Raw genomic sequence first — 17683 nt, forward strand, 5'->3', positions numbered from 1 at the left:
GGCATTTCGCATGCGAAATGCCACTTTGACAGCTGCATACAAAGGTGTAGTATAGGATGACTTTTAGGTTGTCACTTGCGTTTAGTCTTGCGCGCACTGACAGCCGATCGGCTGGCCGATTTCAGGCCCTGGAAACCATGCTGTCCATGTTCAAAGCTTCCTCGCAGCGCACCCTTGGGGCGGCGCTGCTCACAACATCCTTGCTCGTCGCACACAGCCCGAGCGCCAGTGCGCAGGGCGTCAAGAAGCCCGCCAACGCACCTATTGTGGTGCCGTGCGTTGAAGAGGCCGCAGCATTCCACGGCGTCAATCCGATGCTTCTCAGAGCGATCATCTTTCACGAGTCGCGAGGCAATCCGTCTATCGTGCTTCGCAACACAAACGGCTCTGTCGATGTTGGCCTTGGCGGTCTGAATTCGATCCACTTCCCCGAGCTTGCCCGCTACGGTATTGCGCCCGCTCAGCTCTTGGATGGATGCGTGAACACCTACGTGGCTGCTTGGCACCTGGCCAAGCAGGTCAGGGCCTACGGCAACACATGGTTCGCCGTGGGCACCTACCATTCAAAGACGCCGGTTCACCGTGACCGCTACGCGAACCAGATTTACGCAGTGCTACAGCGTTGGAAGGCTGTTCCCTAGCCGCAGTGCAGCTGGTCCAACCAGGAAGTCTTTTGTTGTGGACGGTCCCCGCCCGCGTTTGCTGACGCCTCCCAGGCAGGGGCGCTGCCCCAGTCCCCGGGCTGGCGCCCCCGTGCCGTCGCCCGGGTCCCTGCTTTCCTCGCGTTTGGCAGGTTGTGTGTTGGCCTGCGTCTGAAGCCATGTTTCCAAGCGAGCTGGTGAGCCTCCTCTCCGTGCGATGGATGGAGGCGTGGGATGACAACATAAACATGTTGTCAATCCTGCCGATGTATCCTATAATGCAACCTAAAGGACAACTAAGCAAGAAGCTAAAAAAGGGAGTCGAACCATGAATCGCAATCTCATATTCTCGGCGCTGAGCACATGTGTATTGGCCGCAGCTTCGCTCTTGGCGGGCTGTGCAAGTGCACCGTCCATCCCTCCTGTCGGCGATTCTGTTTTGGGTACTTCGACAACTTCGAGCACTCGGACCTGGCGCTATCGGGTGTTCGACGTCCTGAGCGGCGAAGAATTTCCGGCAGGCACCGCTCAACTGTCAGGGCGTCCGGGCGACTACTCCTTTCGCTTGACCGTCGTCTATCCTGCGCCCTGCGCGCAGGGCACGGTTGCGGCCTCGGTGACGACTGATGAGACGTACACGTTCATTACCGCGCAGCCACGAATGAGGGGGTGTGGTGTGCGACGCTATGTGATTCGGAACGATGGGACTGGAGGCCGCGTCGAAACCAAGAACGGCGACTCGTGGGTGCCAGATCCTTATGACCGTGGCTTGACCCGAATGTAAAAAAGGCCCTCTGCGAGGGCCTTTTTATTGCCGGTTTAACCGCCGCCGCCACCACCACCGCCGCCGCTGCCGCCATCACCGCCGTTGTTGTCGGCGGTCGGTGTCCACGAACTGAATACCGCGATGGCGCTCCCGGCCGGGCAGTTGAACAGGTACACCTGATCGTTGTACACCTGAATTTGAGTGCGCCCACCGCCGTATCCCCAGATGCATGCGAACGTTTCTGAGGCTACGCCGATGGCGCCGCGAGTGTTGCTATTCATGACCGGAGATGCGAGGCCTCCGCCTTGCGTCTGAGCGGCGATGGCGCGCGCTTTTGCGTCGTCCGCAGTGCCTTGTGCACCTTGCCCAATACTCACGGCCCAAGTTGCCGTGCTGTACGCCGAGTTTGCATAGTTCCAGGCATTGTTGATGTTGTTGTTGATCGTCGCTTGGTCAACAGCAATCACAGCTCGCCGCCCCGAGTCGGCCGAGCTGGCTGGAATCGTCTGGGCGGTGACACCCGCCGCCATGGTTAAGAAGGCCAAAAGTGCCAGACATCCGATGGGTTTCATAACTTCCTCTCTCTCCTTGGAGTACACACACGCCCGATCTGGGCTTGGGATGAAACGGCAACCCTTGAGGACAACCGTAACGACAACCTATATCTTAAAGGTAGTCGTCCATACCTCCCCGACGTCGATGTCACATGCCAGCAAGCTGCGCGAGGGGATGCTTGCTCACGCGTAGTAGCAGAGCACCTGCATGACCGCGCTCGCAGCTGGGCTCGCTGAGAGCGCGGCACCCGCGCCGTTTGTCAGTTGGACGGTCCAGCTTCCGCCGTTGTCGATCACGAATCGAGAGAAACCGCTATCTGAACTCGATTCGACTTTAGGGATGAGTTGCGCGATCGGCGTTACGGACTGACCAGGCGCGAACGCGCAGGCCGGCTTCGCGACGACGGAACCGTGCGTGACTTCGTACGCGGTGACGAACACCAGGTTTGTCGTGATGTCCTGAATCCTGAACCAGCGCGCCGCGCCGCCGGATGGATTTGCTCTGCACACCAGCGCACTCGACCCGCCGCCCACGGAAACGATCGTGTAGCCGATAGCGCCAGGAACAGCGCACGCTCCACCGACCGTTGCCGGTGGCAGGAAGTCGGTCATGTAGTTCCAGATGCCGTTAAAGCAGTAAAGCTGCTTGCCTTGTGGATCAACGGCGCCTTGCCCATTCACGGGGCACGCTCCGCCTGCGGTAGTAATGGTGCTCAGCGGCGTCCAGAATGTCCCGGAACACACAACCAGAACACCACCAGTCGCGGAGGCTGTAGAGCGGGCCAGCGCCCCGGCGTCGGCACATGCCGAGCCAGGCGCATAGGCACCTGTAGGGATGAGCCGATCGCCGGCCACTTTGCCCGACGTTTTCACCATCGCTTCAACGCCAGCAGCGCCCTTCGACAAAAGGGCGTAGTTGGTGTTGTTGCCGGCGAACGATGCTGGTGCGTCGGATGCGAGCACAGTGCCGCTGGTCACCACGTCGATCGCGCGAACCCCGCCTGCGAAACCGGCTGGAAGATCGTTTGGATCCAAGCAGTTGAAACCGCCCTTCCCGTCTGCCTGAAGGCGCACACAGTTGTTCACGCTGACGTCACCAGTGAAGGTCGACGATCCTCCAACCGAGAGGTTTTGCGCGATCGAGACATTGCCTTGGAAGTTCGGGTTGCGCGGATCATTGAGGACCAAGAAGCGACCGAAGCCGCTCGCCCCGAACCCGACGCGCGCGCCGACGACGCCATCAGGCGTCCCGGCAACGGGGTTGGTTGCCGTCACTCCGTTGATTCCCACCATCGTCGACGGGTTGGTGTTCAGGGAGACGACCACATCCCCACCAACGGCGTCGATCAGGGAGCCGATCTGCACCCCGGCGATGCTGGTCGTACCAGGTTGCCGAATCGGCTGGTCGATGTAGACAACCCCCGTGATGTCGCACGCGACCCCTACGCACGCTGCCGGCACTTTCTCAAGACGGACGCGATACGTTCCACCATTGAGCTGCGCCGTGCTACTCGTGCCTGCAGGCAGGTAGCCCATCGCGATGAGGTTTGCAATCGTTGGAGCGCGTGCTTGCCCATCGGTGCTGCCAGGGGTCATCGTCACCCCACCTTTCGTCACTGGCTGGTCGAGCTGCAGTGCCGGGTAGGCCTCCATGGTGTAGTTATTGGCGGCGTCCTTGATGAGGTTCAGGATGTCGCCTTGCAGCCTGCCTGCTGTGACTTTCTGCTGAAGCTGCTGCGCCTCAATCTGACCCGCAGCAATGATCGAGCCGATGACGAGCGCGAGAAGCACCGACAGGAGGGAAAATCCCGTCTGCGACGCGTGGCTTGAACGTTTGTGATGGGTTCGCATGTGCTTGGTCAGATCGTGGCTTCGTGACTTACTGACCGCGGCCGAAGGTGAAATTGATGTCGCTCGTGGAGTTGGAATCGCACGCCCTGGCGAGGGCGGCCACGTCCACCGTCACATCGGCCGCTTTTACAACGGTCGCACCAACGGCCATACGCCGAGTCATCGTGTCACTGCCGAGCACCAGGTCCTGGCAGTCTTCTTGCCGGACGCCGCCGTAGGTTACGACCATCGAGTCGTTAGGGGACGTGATCGTTGCGGGCGCGAAGTTGATCGAGCCGTTGTAGACGTTTTGGGCCGTATTTGTGCCTGAAATTCTCAGCCGCGCAGGAACCACGCCCGACTGAACGGCAATCGCTGTCGTGACAGCGCCATACTGGTTGGCATTGCCGTAGAGCTTCTGCGCGCCGGCGATCATGTTTGCGATTTCCGACTGTGCAGCTTCAATGCGAGCCTTCCGAGTCGAATCGTTGTACTGGTTGTACATGACGGCAGCGACGGCAGCGGCGATAACGAGGCCGAGCAGCACGGACATGACATTGCCGCGCTGAGCGTGGCGGGTGGGGCGAGCGGTGGAGGTCTTCGAGATCATTTGTATTCCCTTTAAAGTGAGTTGAGGACAAAACTGTTGGTGCGCGCAGCGAGAGGAGCTGCCGTCCGACAATGCGGTTACTGCGCCGCTTGAGAGCGCTGGATCAATCTGGCGCTTGGGTCGTTGGTGTTTCCCAATGCGCTGGCGATCGTCATGGTCCCGATCGAAAGCACCACAACGATCGCTATGAGCACGCTCATCAGGGCCCAGCCGGTTGCCTCGGCTGAGAGCGCTACTCGCTTTTCGAGCCGGGTTATTTCCTTCGTCCCGAGGAGAACGAGCGATTCGCTAAAGGACTTCTTCGAATCCATCAGGCTTGCCAGCCGTGCCCGTACGGTCTTCGGCATCAGGCCGCGCCCGAACGCTGCGATGTAGTCGTTGGGGTTGTCCTCCAGCGATCGAAGGATGCGGGTCACGTGCCAGCGCAGCCATGGATTTGACGCGGAGCGCAGCGATTCGAGCGCTTCCCGCATCGTCTTGCCTGATCGAGTCATCATGGCGAGAGAACTCAGCACGATCGCGGCGTTGTAGTCGCGGTAGAGGTTCGCGACTGGCCACTCTTCAGCCTTTATGCGAATCGCTCCCGTCCAACGTGGCAATGCATAGACAACGGCGGCCACGAGTGCCGCCGAGACGCCAACTATGGGTGCCGCGTACGCATAGATGAATTCCGCAAGCCAGCGAGCGAATCCATTGAAGCCGGTCCAGATGTCGGCCGATGGGCTGCTTGCCACGACGCCGGAGATGATTCTTGCGAAGATGAAGCAGCTCGCGCCGACAAGCGGAATCGCGATCGCAGGCATCGCAAGCTCCGCACTGATCCTGAGCAACGAGCGCTTTTGAAACTCCACGGCGTCAGCAGTGAGTCGCAGTGCCTCGTTCTTGCTGGCAACGGCATCGTCGACGGCCTTGAGCAGCAACTGATCGGCGGCCGGCGCGATTCCTCGGACCATGTTCGAAATGGGCGTTTGGGCGCCTCCCCCTCTGGCAACCCGCTGGGCCATCGCTTGGTAGACGCGCTCGCTGGATTGGTCTTTGACCATTCGCGAGTTTTTCGCCTGCGTCGATAGGAACTCGAGCAGGCCGACGTTGAGGTCGAGAGCGTCCGCCAGGTCGCGGTAGAAGTCCGCTCGTCCGAAGTACCAGACCAGGCAGTGGAACTTGAAGATAAGTCGCTTCATGAAGATTTCCTCCTCAGACGCTGCGCCGGCTGGCCACGCGTCGAACGAAGCGCGACCAGATATCGAAACGGGAGCATTGCCGGGCGTCGACGTTCCCGCTTTGCGCCTTGAACAGCGTGTGTTCGAAGACCGACTTTCCCGTCATGTCCGGGCTGGAGAGATCTCCGTCCGACATCGATCGATAGACTTCAACGGCTTCGTGGTCACGGCCTTCCCGAACGGGCTTCAACCAGTCTTCGTCAGGCATCAGCATCTCTGCGACGACGGTCAGGCCGACAGTGCCGCGGCTGTCGCAATGAGTGCATCCTCCGATACGCTTCCATCGCATCGGCGCACTGTCGACGCGGATCTGATCCAGGTGCCGCGCGATATCCGCAACAACGGAGTCGTCACGGACAGCTTCGGCCGTGTCCATCGCGCAGTGCGAGCACAGCAACGGCACCAGGGCTTGATACGCGAGCACCGTCAGCATGTTCGGACCGGTCAGGGTTTGCCGAGTCATGCCGATTTCGGTATTCACCAGTCGAGGGACGATCCCCGAGAGCAAATGGGCGTGCAGGGTCCCAAGGGCCATTCCGCCAGCTTCTGTGAGCTGCTGGGCGGCGTTGCTGCTGATGCGATCACGGATTTCTCCGACCATCACAATGTCAAGATCGCCACGCACGAGCCCGCCGGCGACCTCACCATATGCTGCTGAGGACTTCAAGGGATCAGCGAGGTCGCGTTGAATAGGGATCTGATGTGCGCCGCGAATCGGGTACTCAACAGGATCTTCGACGGTGTACACCGCGCTTTGGTCCAGGTGCGGATTCAACTCGACGAAGGTCTTCAGAGTCGTCGATTTTCCAGAGCCAGTCACGCCCGCCACCAGGCACAAGCCGGACGGCGTTTGCATGGCTTCGTGCCACAGCCCAACATGGGAAGGCGCGTAGCCAAGCTCTTCGAATGTTTTCGTCTTCTGCAGCTCGTCGACAGGCAAAAGGCGCAACACCGCCTTCGGCCCTTCGTTTCCCCGGAATGACTGGAAGCGGAGCTTGAGCTTGCGTCCCGGCACTTCCGCGTACGGAATCATGCAGTACCGGAAGGAGCCGGCCTCGAACGTCGTAGCGCTGCCGGATTTGGTCTGCTGTTCGTTGTACAGCGACGCCATGCAGTCTTGAATGAACGACGCTGGATACCTACCGCCATTGGCAGCGCGCATTGGAGCCAGGTCGCCGTCGACCCTGAATCGCACCCAGCCCGTCAGTCCCCGGGTCTCGATGTGAATGTCAGTTGCTCGGTGCGCTACGGCGTATTCGATCCATTCGAATGCGGTTTGCAGGTACTCGTTTCCGCCGCCGCGGATCCTGTTCGCGTCCGCTTGCTCACTGTGCTCCTTGTAGATCTGCTCAATGACTTTCGTCGGTGCCGTCACAACCTTGATGGTGCTGAACGCCCCAGTGCGCAGCTTGCCCTTGAGGGATTCAAGTTGCACTTGATCGGCCTGCGCGTGAACGATCAGGGCGACCCGCCCGGTTGCTTCTCCGACGACGACGTTTTCTCGTTCATCCTTGGAGAGGGTGATGGGTCCAGCTCCGATACTGAGAATTCGCTTGAACTCCGGCACGTCGGAGAAATTCTCGTAGTGATCGACTTGCGCGTTTGCCACTTGCGGCATCGATCTTGGAAGCGGACCAGGCGCGACGGCAAGGCTCGCTTCGGAGTATTCCGCTTTCCGTTCAAACCAGGCCATCAGATTGCTCCCCCGACTGGAACGATGCGTTGGCCGCACTGGATCTTGTCCCGCACATCGGCCGCGCTGCAGGGCTTGGACAATTTCAGACCCTGTTGCCCTATGGCGGTGATGCGTTGACCGTTCAGTTGCATCCCAATGAGGGCCAGTGTCAATCGCTGTCCCTCGGCCAGCTCGGCGATCCAAACCCCGTTTCTGGCGTACAGAGAGTGCAGGATGACCTTGGGCCGCTGCGATTCGGCAGAACGGCGTACCTCAACAGCGGAGAGCTTCAACGGCTCGACTGGCACGACAGCCGGCGCAGATTTCGCCAGGTCATCGGCCGCCTCCTTTTGCAGTTTCGCGAGTTCGGCCTGTTGCTTCACTCGCTGGGCGTCAGCCAGCTCGCCGAGGGTTTGACCGATCGACTCCAGCGGCGCCAGGAGTGCAAGCGCGGCGACCATGGCAACGTACGCGCGCCGCTCAACGGTTCGAGACATAGTAATTTCCAATCAATCGCGCCTTCGCGCGGGACAGTGGTTCTTGTTTCGCATCGCCGACTTCGATGCTCCAGCCCGTCCACTGAACGTTGGCTGGCGCGCTGGCCAGGACTTCGGCGATCTGAGGCAAAGCGACCCCGCTTGCTTCGAACTTCCCGGAGGCAAGCGCCTGGGGGTGCTTGAACGATTGGGGCACGCCAGCGGCTTGCGGCCAGAGCTGTGGAGGTGCAATCTGCACTGTCAGGCCGGCCGTCAGCCACGTTTGCAAGGTCGATGCGTCACCGCCCTGCACGAAGTTGCCAACTGCCGGCAGCTGCACTGCCGGGTCGAGCTTCTCCATCGGAAGTTCCTGATTCCAGGTCATGCGCGCTTCGTTCAGATTGATATCCGACGTCGGGCTCAATTCGAGGGATGGCATCGCGGCTTTGAGACTTGCGTAGGTCCCCGTGCTTCGGAAGAACCGCGCTTCGCAGCCCACGCCCATCGAGCAACCGATCTTCGTGATTCGCCATCCATCAGGCGCCAAGGGAAAGCGCTGAATCTTTTCCGCAGCTGCCTGCAGCGCTGCACGTTGGACGCCGATGGACTGCCGTGCAACGGCGAGCGCATCAAGATACTTGGGGATGGGGTCAGCCGCGCGCTGCCTCGCCAATGCTTCCTGCCGGGCCTTCTCAGCCTTCCACTTGGAGTGATACCAGAAGCCGCCCGCGGCACTGAGCACCACAAGGGCGATGACGGCGACTTTGATCGCATCCATGGGGATGGTCTTGATCGCGCTCGACTTGCTTGTTGCTTGGGCAATCTGCGTAAGCAGATCCTCGTGGACAAGCGACTGCGGGTACTTGACGTTATCGTCTGCGAAGACGGAGAGGTCGGGGCGCTCGGCCAGGTACGCTCGTGCCTTGTCGTAGGCATCCTCCGGTGATGCTTCGACGACGTCCAGCACAGGTAAGCCATGGATCGCGACGACGACAGCGTAGTTACCCGCGTCAGTCCTGACGCTCAACAATGCCGCCGTGTGTTTGCGCGCCCAGCTGGCGAAGGCTGCCGCCAAGGAATGGGCACCTTTCCCCAACTTGCTGTCGTCTGCAGCTGAGTAGAAGCCCGCAGCCGTCGGCGTAACCTGCTTGCGCTTCTTGCCCCCTCGCGTCTCGACGTCCTTCGCGATCGTCGCGCGAGCGAGTGCGGCATGACCGGCTCCGGACAGGCCGGCCCCTTCTCTGAGATGCGATTCGAAGGAGCCCGACATCGGAAGGACCTTCCAGTCGAGGCCTCCCACGAGAAGCTTCCCCTGCGGTGTCTGATGAACGATGCTTGTTGCCATGCAACGCCCCGTTAGATCTGAACTGCGCGCACGACGATCAAGAAGTCCTCACGCTTGAAGCCGAGCTTTCTGCTTCCGCCGGCAGCGATTGGCAGGCTATCCGTGAGGGTTCGCGTATCACCAGAAGAAACTCGACGCGACAGGCCTGTGACCACCATTGCCTCGCCTGGCATCAGCCGGATCGTGCCCTGATCGTCTGTCCCTGAGGTTTCGGGCGTCTGTACTTGCTGGAAAGTCTGTCCCAGTCCTGCGCTGACGTTGAAGAGGCCGAGCAGCTCGGTCAACGAGATCCCGAATTTCAGAAGGATGGCGCCGTTGTCCAGGATGGCCGGCTGCACCAGAAATTTGTCCCCCGTGACGACGGAAGACGTCTTGAGCCCAGGCGACCCGCCACCGCTGACGGAAGAGGCCACTGCAGGCGTTGTCTCAGAGAGATACCCCTTCGTCCGCAGGTTGGTCTTGCGTCCCCATTGCCGATTGAGCGCGATGATTGAAACGGGCCTGTACTGCACCGTATCGCTGATCTCGCTCAGCAAGTTGACCATGGCGCTGCTGTCGCCGAAGCGCGCTTGCGTGTTGGTCGGCGTCACGCCAGTGGCGGCGGAAAGAATGGTGTAACCAAGATTCCCCCCGAGTCCACTGGTCAGACTCGCAGGCGATTTGATCGTGGCGCCCCAGGTTTGGGACAGGTTCTTGAAGACGACATTCCAGTCAACACCCCGTTCGTCGATGTCGTCAAGCGTCACGCTGTACACGTCGAACTGAATCTGCGCCTGGCGCGTCATCGCTTCGCTCTCGTGCTTCAGCACTCCCCTCACGCGACTCATGACGTCCTTGGTCGCAGTGATCGTAAAGCGACCCGTGCCTTCGTTGATGGCAACGCTGCCGTTAACAGGCAGCACCATCGCTTCAATGGATTTCTTCAGCGATTCGAGCGCGGCGATCTTTCCGCTCTCATTTACGTCCAGAGATGAAGACGCTGTGCCGCCGCCGTTGCTGCTGCTGTTGCCGATGCCGGATTGACCCGAGTTCGACCCGCTCAGCGTCATCTTGTAGTCCTGCGTGCCGGTGAACGCCGCCAGTTCAAAGCTCTCCGTCATAAAGCGCTCGACGATGACCACCCCATCGCGATAGGACCAGCTCAGATTGAGGCGGCCGGTCACGTGATCGAGGAACGACGACAGCGATCCGTCCCAACGCATCTCGACTGAACTAACGTCGGTGACCAGCTCGCGGAATGGGATCTGCGTCGCCGCCTCTCCGCCCAAATTCGAGGGCATCGGCATCCCTGCGAGCGGAGGCGATGCGGGCGCGACACCGGATGCCCCAGGCAACGTCATTCCAGGTGGCAGCGGCGTCGTTGGCGATTTCCCGCCCGCCGAAACTCCCGGCATGCCGGGTGGCAGCGATGACGTTCCAACCGGAACAACACCGAGACCGCCCAACGTTTGTGGAGCACCTTGAGCGGATCCGTAGACGTCCTGCTTGACGCGCACCGGCACATTCGTCAGCCGGCTCAGACGCTCGGCGATGACCGCGATCGACACGCGGCCGTTCGTGGCGCGGTCATCGAAGCTGATTTTGAAGTTATCGCTGAAGACGGCTGGTAGGACGTCGTCGCTCTGCACAGCAGTCATGCGTGCGCCAATCCAAGCGCGCGATGCGCGGCGAGCCACGGGCATGTCGCGGGCGAGCGCAGCCTTGCTGTCCGTCTGACCTGGCGAGCCTGCAGTCTCGTCATCGAACGGCATGGGTGCTTGCCTGATCCCTCTGTTCACCGCTGACGTCTGCTTGCGAACAGTTTGTCCATCTTCGGCAATGCGTGGCGAGATGCCGCACGCGGCGAGAAGCCCGAGGCCTGCGAAGGCGAAGGCGAGGCGCGTGAGGCAAAGGGTGTTCCGGTTCATTTGCATTCCTTGATTTGTTCGCCCTTGCGCGTGACGCGGGCCAGTGGTGGCGTGTTGGGGTAGAAGCACACTTCGAGCGGATACGCGCTGTAGGCAATGCCGGGGGAAGCGAGTTGCGCGGCCACGGCGTCTTCAAACGAGCCCGTGAAGGTGTCCGGCGCGTCCACCATGACGTTCTGAGCTGCATCCCATCGCACACGCCAGCCCGCGACAGCTGCCCAGCGCTGGAAGGTGTTGGCCAACGTCACGTCCTTGGTCTCAACACGCCAGGAGGCGCCCGGCGCAGAAAGCGGCATCGCGATGACCGGCGCGGCGACGGGTGAAGCAAGCACAGGGCTTGCCTTGGCAGTCTTTTTTGCACCGATCACCAAGTCGGGTTGTTCCCCGACCGTGATGTCCTGTGCGAATGCGCCGCAGCCGATCAGCATCGACGACGCAATCGCGAAGATCCTCGTAGACCTTGTTTTCATTCCTGACTTCCTTGAATTGACGTAACCATTGCTCATGGCGCAGCCACCATGTCGTAGACGCGCAGCACAGAGCCTTTTTCCAGGAACTTCATGCCGATCGGCGTCTTGAATTCGCCGTACTGACCGGCAAGCTGGCCGAGGGCTTCCCTCAGGCTTCCGGAGTACGACGCGCCGCGAACGGCGTCACTCACTGGGTGATCGCTTTTGCTTTCCCAGACCAGCTTGACGCCGGCGAGCGCGGCCCACTTCCCGACGATTTCGTGGAGCGATTTGCCGTCGTTGGCGGACCAGGCCTCAGGCGTTTTTTCGGCAACTGCGACGGGGTCGGTGAGGACCGGTGCGGAGGTCGTGATCGGTGCAACGGCTGCGGCCGGCGCTTCAACTGCGGGCGCCTCCACCGCGGCCGGCGCTTCTCCGCTTTGGACAACCAGGCCGTCCGCAGTCATCGTGATGACGAGAGGCAGACGAACGCCCGCTAGAGCCGAGCGCATCTGCTCGAGCGCGCCTTCGAGGTCGGTCGCGTCAATAGCACGCATGCGCGAAGTGATCGGGTAATCGACTTCGCTTTCCCACGTGAAGTCAACCCGCGCTGTTCGTGCCCAGCGTCGCATCACCATCATCATCGAGCGCTCGTTCGCATTGACCAGGTACACCTTGAGCTGCAGTGGCTCCGGAGGCGGCTCGGCTGCTATCGCGGGCTTCTTGAGCGCGCCCGTCGCAGATACCGATTGACCAGACGGCGTAGTCGAGACGGCTTGCACGGGCAGGACCGCTGCAGCCATGGGCTTCATGGGCGAATTGATTGCGACCCGAGAGGCACTGCCGCTGGGGAATTTCACGGTCGGCGCCGAGGTACAGGCGCACAAGGTCAAGACCGCCGCATAAAGCGGTGCTGCTTTCAACATTTAGAACTCCCTGAAAAACTTGTTCATCCCATGCTTCCTTGGGCGCTTGTGTCCCGGAATGGTTGTGCGATGGGTTGATTCTACAGTTGTCGCGTCGGTTGTCTAAAAAGGTTTGACGCTTGCGTCCACACGGCTGCGTTCTAGCGGTGAACTAGGCGCACCTTCGGTGCGCTTGGGCTACGGCTTACCCGCCGTTCGGTACGTGCTGCCGCTGGACAGGTCTGCTGCCGGTCACGGTCCCCACGCCACTTCCCGTGGGTGCGGCAATAGCGGACGGTCCGTTGCGTCCAAGCGTGAATGCCTGCTGGACTCCGCCTTTCGATCCCACTGCGTTCGCAAGGCCTCCGACCTTTCGCGACGCACTAGCGACCGTTGCTCCGAGGCTTGAGCTGGCCACCGACTGTCCTGCACTTGCCAAGGCGTTGCCGACGTGTGAATTGGACAGCTTCCCTGCGCCGTAAGCAGCTGCATTTGCGGCTCCTTTCCCCGCGCCGCCCGCCATGGAGGCCACAGCAGACAGAGGCCTTGCGGCCATCCCGGGTCCGACTGCGTTGATACCGATTCCGCCAACGATGTCGCCAGCCAGGCTTGGAATGCGCGCAGTCAAGATGCAGAGGATCAACGACGCGCCGATAGCGGCAAATGCAGCAGTGACGAAATCGAGTGCGCCGGCGCTCGCTGCGATGGCGCTCGTGTAGGTCTGAAGAACCCCCATGCCGATACCAACCACAGCCGAAATCACGATAGCGGTGAATGTGTACTTCAATACGCCGCCGAGCCAAGCATCAGTAAACCGGGAGGTCGCTTGAAATGCGAAGCAGGCAACGAAGATCGGTCCAAGGGCAAAGATCAGTGCAAGCGCGAAGTCAATGACGATGAGATTGATCGCGCAGATCGTCGCAAATATGAGCATGGCTCCGACCATGAAGAACCAGCAGCCAAGCGCCACAATTCCCGACGTGTCGGGCGACGTCGACAAGAGCTTGATGTGTTCGCTTGCCCATGCCCAGGTCGGGTCCCAGCTCGATAGCGCCGCGGAGACTGCAGAGTCCAAGGATTGGTAGCTCGTCGCAGTACCGCTGACGAACATGCTCGTCAAGCCGTTTCGCAACTCCTGGAAGAACCCAACAACGTTCTCAGAATAGGCGCCAGCCGAAATCGCCAGGCCAACGACGAGAAAGGCGCGGAGGAACTTCGCGAATACGTCAAGGATGGCGTGCTGGCCCCCTGCCCCGCGCAGGATGTTGAAGCCGTGCCACATGATGGTTAACGTCACGCCGACAAGAATTGGTGCCATGACGAGGCCGCTCAACTTGCCGGCGACCCCGGACCAAGCATTCGTTGCATCGAGGATTTTCGACGCCAACGGAGCGATGACTTGAAAATCGGCCATTACCTTGTCCTCCCGACCGAAACGACGATCGATTCCATTCCGACGCTCCGCGCTAGTTCAGGTTGAATGGATTCGAGCCGCCGCCGCTGGAGCGTGTCAGGCGCTTCGCGCCCTCTTCCGCCTGCTGCTGACGAGTCAGCGCGAGTTGCTGTTCGCGCTGCTGCAGCGCCATGTCGAGCAGCACCTTTTCGTTTTGCAGGTAGGCGATCTCCACAGACAAACGATTCGCCAAATCTGCGGCAGCCTTGGCGTCGGTGGTGTCGACTTGCGATTGGAGTTGCTTCAAGTCCTGCATGCGCCTCTGCGCTGAACTGACCACCGTATTGAGCAAGGAGACGTTCTCCGGCGCAGCCATCGCCGATGCCTCGCAGCTGATCCGAGACCTCTGGTCGTTCGGAAACTTCTCTGAGCAGTCGTAGCGCTTGATCGCGCTGTACACCGTCTGTGCGGCGCTCGATGCGCCTGCGGCGCCCTGCGAGCGGAGTTGGTCATACGTGCCGGCGAAATCGCTCGGCAGTTGCTGCCGCGCCATGTTCCCACCGAGCTGCGACATGCCGCGACTACCCGTCACGGCTTGGAGTTGCTCCTTCTGGGCCTTCAGCTGGTCGACCATCTGTTGGTATTGCTGGACCCAGGAGGCCACTTGCTGGATTTGCTGCGCGAGACCCAGGAGGTCCGTGACGGGAATTTGCGCGAAGGCTCCAACCGAAGACGCTGCGAAGAATGCCGCAGCGATGACGTTCCTGCACGTTGAGCTGCTGACGTTCATGATTCGCCCTTGATGAATGGGCTGAGCCAGGCGCTCGGCTCGTCGCCGAGACGCGCCCGCAATTTCTCCAGGCGAGCGACGTTGTCCGTCGTGCCAGACAAGACCTTGAGTTCGTTGCGGAACTTGTGCAGATCCAGCGTCGCGAGCGAGAAACGATTTCCCTGCTTGATCGCAAACATGCGCGAGCCCTTAGGAAGTGCCGCAACGACATCGAATTCCGCATCGGTCAACTTGAACCCGCCGACGTACTCCGCTCTGTCGGCCGAGACGTTCGGCAGAAAGATGAAGGTCGCGGTCTGTTCGATGAGTGTTCGAGCGATCGGACTTGCCAGCGTGTCGGACGGGCTCTGAGTCATGTAGACGCCGAACCCGTTTTGCTTGCGGATCGTCTTCTGTTTGTTTTTCGCGAAATCTTCGAAGTAGCTGACCGAAAGCGCCTTCCAGTACTCGTCCATGAAGAACGCGAATCTGCGTCCGTCGATCAGTTGCTCGATGCGGTGCATCAGGTACATCATGATTGCCGGACATGTCCGGTCGTCGTCGAGCAGCTCGGTGTAGTCGAAACCGTAGCAACGTCCATCTTCGAACTGCAGCAGGTCGTCGTCGGAATCGAGGGCCCAGCCGAGCGGGCCAGCAACGTCGGTGCCTGTACGGCACCACTTTTGCAGGCGGGCAGCAACGCTGTTCTCTTCCGTGTCGGGCAGGTTCTGCAGGACGGCCGCGAAGCATCGTTGCGTCCGCGGAAGCATGCTCACTGCCAGCACCGCATGGCGGATGTCGGCCTCTTCTCGTGCGGTATGGGCGCGGCCGTTCACCATCGTGCAGAACATGATGAGGTCGCCCCAGAACAGAAGCGTCTCTGGCGTCGGATCCATCTTGAAGGGCGCGAACCCGGTCTGTGCGCCACGCTCCAAGGCAAGGTATTGGCCACCGATGGCGCGCACAAAGATTTCCGCTCCGCGATCCTTGTCGAAGACGACTGTTTGAGTTCCGAACTTCGCAAGGTTCTGCAGCAGGAACAAGGCGAGGACCGTCTTACCGCCGCCTGACGCGCCAATCACTTGGGTGTTGCCAAGTGCGTTGTCGTCGAATGCGTCCTTGTCCCGTTCGGTGTCGTGGAAGTTGAAGTACACGGGCTGGCCTGCAGGCGATTGCAGGATCGTCACTGCCTCCCCCCACGGGTTGCCGTCACGCTTGCCGTTGCTGAAGTTGTGCAGCGAACAGAGGCCGGTGAAGTTGCGCGAACTCAGGTTCGCAACGCGCGGACGTGAACGCCAGTTGCCCGGCAGCTGCGCCGCGAATGCATGGTCGGTGACCAGGTCCAGCGGCACACCCAGGAATGCGGCGCTCGCAAGAGCTTCGATCGCGGCAGCTCGTGCGACCTTTACTTTCTCGGGCGAGGCGCCCTTCACTTGGATCGTGTAGTGGTACTCGCCGAACGAAAAGTTGCCGCTGATCACGTCGTCAATCGCTTGATTCATCTCAACGACTTGAGACTGAGCGTTGTCCTCGGAGCTGATGAGCTGGTTGCGTTGCTTCTTCAAAACAGCTTGCGCATCACGAGCATTCATCGGCGAGAACGAATGCGTCTCGACGTATTCGCACGGAAGGCCGAGCATCGTGTTCAGTACACCGGGAGACGTGAAGTCAGCGTAGTCCTTGATGTCAACGAATGCACTGAAGATCGAGCCATGCTCGTCGCGCGTTTCAATCATCTCCGTGCCGAAGAACAGCCGTGCTCGCGCGAGGTAGCGATCCAGGGGAACATTCTTCAACGGCACTGGGCGCCAGGAGCCATTCGCCAGGAACGCATACAAGGCGAGCTGGTCGCTGAACTTCTGACCTTTAGATTCGTACGCCCCGAGTAGCGTCGGACGGTAGTCCGCCAGGGTGCTCATGACTTGCCGATTGAGGTTGTCCATGACATCCATTGCGGCATCGTTCTCGGCTTGGAATTCGTCAACGGTTCGCGCCACGTTGCCGAAGATGCCTCGCGACTTTTGCGGATAAGGTCGGTAGACGATGGTCAGATAGATCTGTGTCGCCATCAGACCGCCGCTCTCCATTTGCTCGTAGTACTTCGCCATCATTTCGCGTGCGAAGCCGTCGGGAGGGAGGGACAGGCTGTCGCCGATCGAGCGGCGAATTCGATGCACCCAGAACGAATACTTCCCGTTCGAAAGACTTCGAACGAGTTGATTCAAGGAGTTCATCTGCGCAAGAGCTTCATCGTTGCTCAGTCCCTCGAAAGGGAGGCCTTCGATCAGCCAGGAGGAGACGTAGTCGCCGGTCTTCAGTACAACGACCTCTTCCGTCAACGCATACGACATTGGGATGACGCGGCTGGGCGAGTCCTCCCTTGAACTCAGTTGAGTCGAGTTAAGAACGGCGCTCACGGCCCTCCCCTTTTCTTGTAGTTGACTGGCGCCATGCTGTGCGCTCCCCAGAAGCGCACGTTCCGGCGAAAAGGCCGGCTGCGCAAATACATCAGGTACTGATTGAGGCGGTGGTCATCCTGGCTCGACATGAAGCGCATGACGGCGATGACAAAAGCAAGGACCACCAGGACTGAAAGGCCAGTGACCGCTCCGAAGAACACCAGAGCCCACATGGCCAAAATAATGAAGGCCCCAATCACCAGAATGCACGGGATGATTGGGACCCCAAGCATCATCGCGGGGCGTGTCGCACCCTTGAAGATGCGATCTCGCATCAGAAGAACAGCGCCGAGATCGCGCTTCCGCTTCCGACCAGAATGCCGCCCCAAAACACAGGCGCCGTATCCTTCCACTGCGCTGCTTGGAACATCATGCGAAAGCCCGTGAGCATGATCGCGAGCGTCACGACGACAGCGCCGATCGACAGCAACCACCCCTGCACCTTGTTCAGTCCTTGCGTGGCTTTCTCGAATTGCGCATACGCGGGCGAACACATGAGAAGAACCGCCATCAGCGCGTACGCGTTGCGAGCACTCAGCATGCCGCTCTGCGCACGTTCGGAGACTTTGAACAGACCAGTTTTCACTTCTAACTCCCGGAGTCCTAGACCCCTGTTGATGTCAAACCATGCCGGGCCGCCTCTTCGGGCGGGTACGGCGCATACTCATTTCTCCCTGAGCTCCT

16 protein-coding genes are annotated in these 17683 nt (G+C 60.4%); 1 reads left to right on the forward strand and 15 read right to left on the reverse strand.

The window, feature by feature from the left end; genetic code table 11:
* Window positions 1–146: 146 nt before the first annotated feature.
* Entirely contained in the window at window positions 147–641 is a 495-nt protein-coding gene (locus AC1D3B_RS32580) for a lytic transglycosylase domain-containing protein (RefSeq protein WP_478194811.1), read from the forward strand.
* 819 nt (window positions 642–1460) lie between these two features.
* Here AC1D3B_RS32580 and AC1D3B_RS32585 read toward each other — a convergent pair.
* The 15 genes from AC1D3B_RS32585 to AC1D3B_RS32655 form a co-directional block, all read right to left on the reverse strand.
* Entirely contained in the window at window positions 1461–1979 is a 519-nt protein-coding gene (locus AC1D3B_RS32585; protein ID WP_478194812.1) for a hypothetical protein, read from the reverse strand.
* Window positions 1980–2144: 165 nt separating this feature from the next.
* Window positions 2145–3812, reverse strand: a complete 1668-nt coding sequence (locus AC1D3B_RS32590; protein ID WP_478194813.1) for a hypothetical protein — start codon at window positions 3810–3812, stop codon at window positions 2145–2147.
* Window positions 3813–3840: 28 nt separating this feature from the next.
* Window positions 3841–4401: a type 4 pilus major pilin gene (locus AC1D3B_RS32595; protein ID WP_478194814.1), complete on the reverse strand. Its 561-nt coding sequence runs from the start codon at window positions 4399–4401 to the stop codon at window positions 3841–3843.
* Window positions 4402–4478: 77 nt separating this feature from the next.
* Window positions 4479–5582, reverse strand: coding sequence for a hypothetical protein (locus AC1D3B_RS32600; protein WP_478194815.1), 1104 nt, complete (start codon window positions 5580–5582; stop codon window positions 4479–4481).
* Window positions 5583–5595: 13 nt separating this feature from the next.
* Window positions 5596–7314 (reverse strand): GspE/PulE family protein, encoded by a 1719-nt coding sequence (locus tag AC1D3B_RS32605; RefSeq protein ID WP_478194816.1) that lies wholly within the window; start codon window positions 7312–7314, stop codon window positions 5596–5598.
* Entirely contained in the window at window positions 7314–7793 is a 480-nt protein-coding gene (locus AC1D3B_RS32610) for a hypothetical protein (RefSeq protein ID WP_478194817.1), read from the reverse strand. The genes AC1D3B_RS32605 and AC1D3B_RS32610 overlap by 1 nt, the downstream gene beginning before the upstream one ends.
* On the reverse strand, window positions 7777–9117 hold the full coding sequence (locus AC1D3B_RS32615; RefSeq protein ID WP_478194818.1) for a hypothetical protein: 1341 nt from the start codon (window positions 9115–9117) through the stop codon (window positions 7777–7779). Before AC1D3B_RS32615 ends, AC1D3B_RS32610 begins: the two co-directional genes overlap by 17 nt.
* A gap of 11 nt (window positions 9118–9128) precedes the next feature.
* Window positions 9129–11024 (reverse strand): hypothetical protein, encoded by a 1896-nt coding sequence (locus AC1D3B_RS32620; RefSeq protein WP_478194819.1) that lies wholly within the window; start codon window positions 11022–11024, stop codon window positions 9129–9131.
* Window positions 11021–11494, reverse strand: a complete 474-nt coding sequence (locus AC1D3B_RS32625) for a TcpQ domain-containing protein (RefSeq protein WP_478194820.1) — start codon at window positions 11492–11494, stop codon at window positions 11021–11023. The genes AC1D3B_RS32620 and AC1D3B_RS32625 overlap by 4 nt, the downstream gene beginning before the upstream one ends.
* A gap of 32 nt (window positions 11495–11526) precedes the next feature.
* Window positions 11527–12147, reverse strand: coding sequence for a TcpQ domain-containing protein (locus tag AC1D3B_RS32630; protein WP_478194821.1), 621 nt, complete (start codon window positions 12145–12147; stop codon window positions 11527–11529).
* Between the two features lie 436 nt (window positions 12148–12583).
* Entirely contained in the window at window positions 12584–13792 is a 1209-nt protein-coding gene (locus AC1D3B_RS32635) for a TrbL/VirB6 family protein (RefSeq protein WP_478194822.1), read from the reverse strand.
* Between the two features lie 52 nt (window positions 13793–13844).
* Window positions 13845–14561: a type IV secretion system protein gene (locus AC1D3B_RS32640; protein ID WP_478194823.1), complete on the reverse strand. Its 717-nt coding sequence runs from the start codon at window positions 14559–14561 to the stop codon at window positions 13845–13847.
* Complete coding sequence (locus tag AC1D3B_RS32645; RefSeq protein WP_478194824.1) at window positions 14558–16957, reverse strand: VirB4 family type IV secretion/conjugal transfer ATPase; 2400 nt, start codon at window positions 16955–16957, stop codon at window positions 14558–14560. The genes AC1D3B_RS32640 and AC1D3B_RS32645 overlap by 4 nt, the downstream gene beginning before the upstream one ends.
* Window positions 16954–17274, reverse strand: a complete 321-nt coding sequence (locus AC1D3B_RS32650) for a VirB3 family type IV secretion system protein (RefSeq protein ID WP_478194825.1) — start codon at window positions 17272–17274, stop codon at window positions 16954–16956. Before AC1D3B_RS32650 ends, AC1D3B_RS32645 begins: the two co-directional genes overlap by 4 nt.
* A complete protein-coding gene (locus tag AC1D3B_RS32655; RefSeq protein WP_478194826.1) occupies window positions 17274–17585 on the reverse strand; it encodes a TrbC/VirB2 family protein in 312 nt (103 codons plus the stop codon). Before AC1D3B_RS32655 ends, AC1D3B_RS32650 begins: the two co-directional genes overlap by 1 nt.
* Window positions 17586–17683 lie beyond the last annotated feature (98 nt).

Source organism: Variovorax sp. P5_A3, assembly GCF_056400665.1.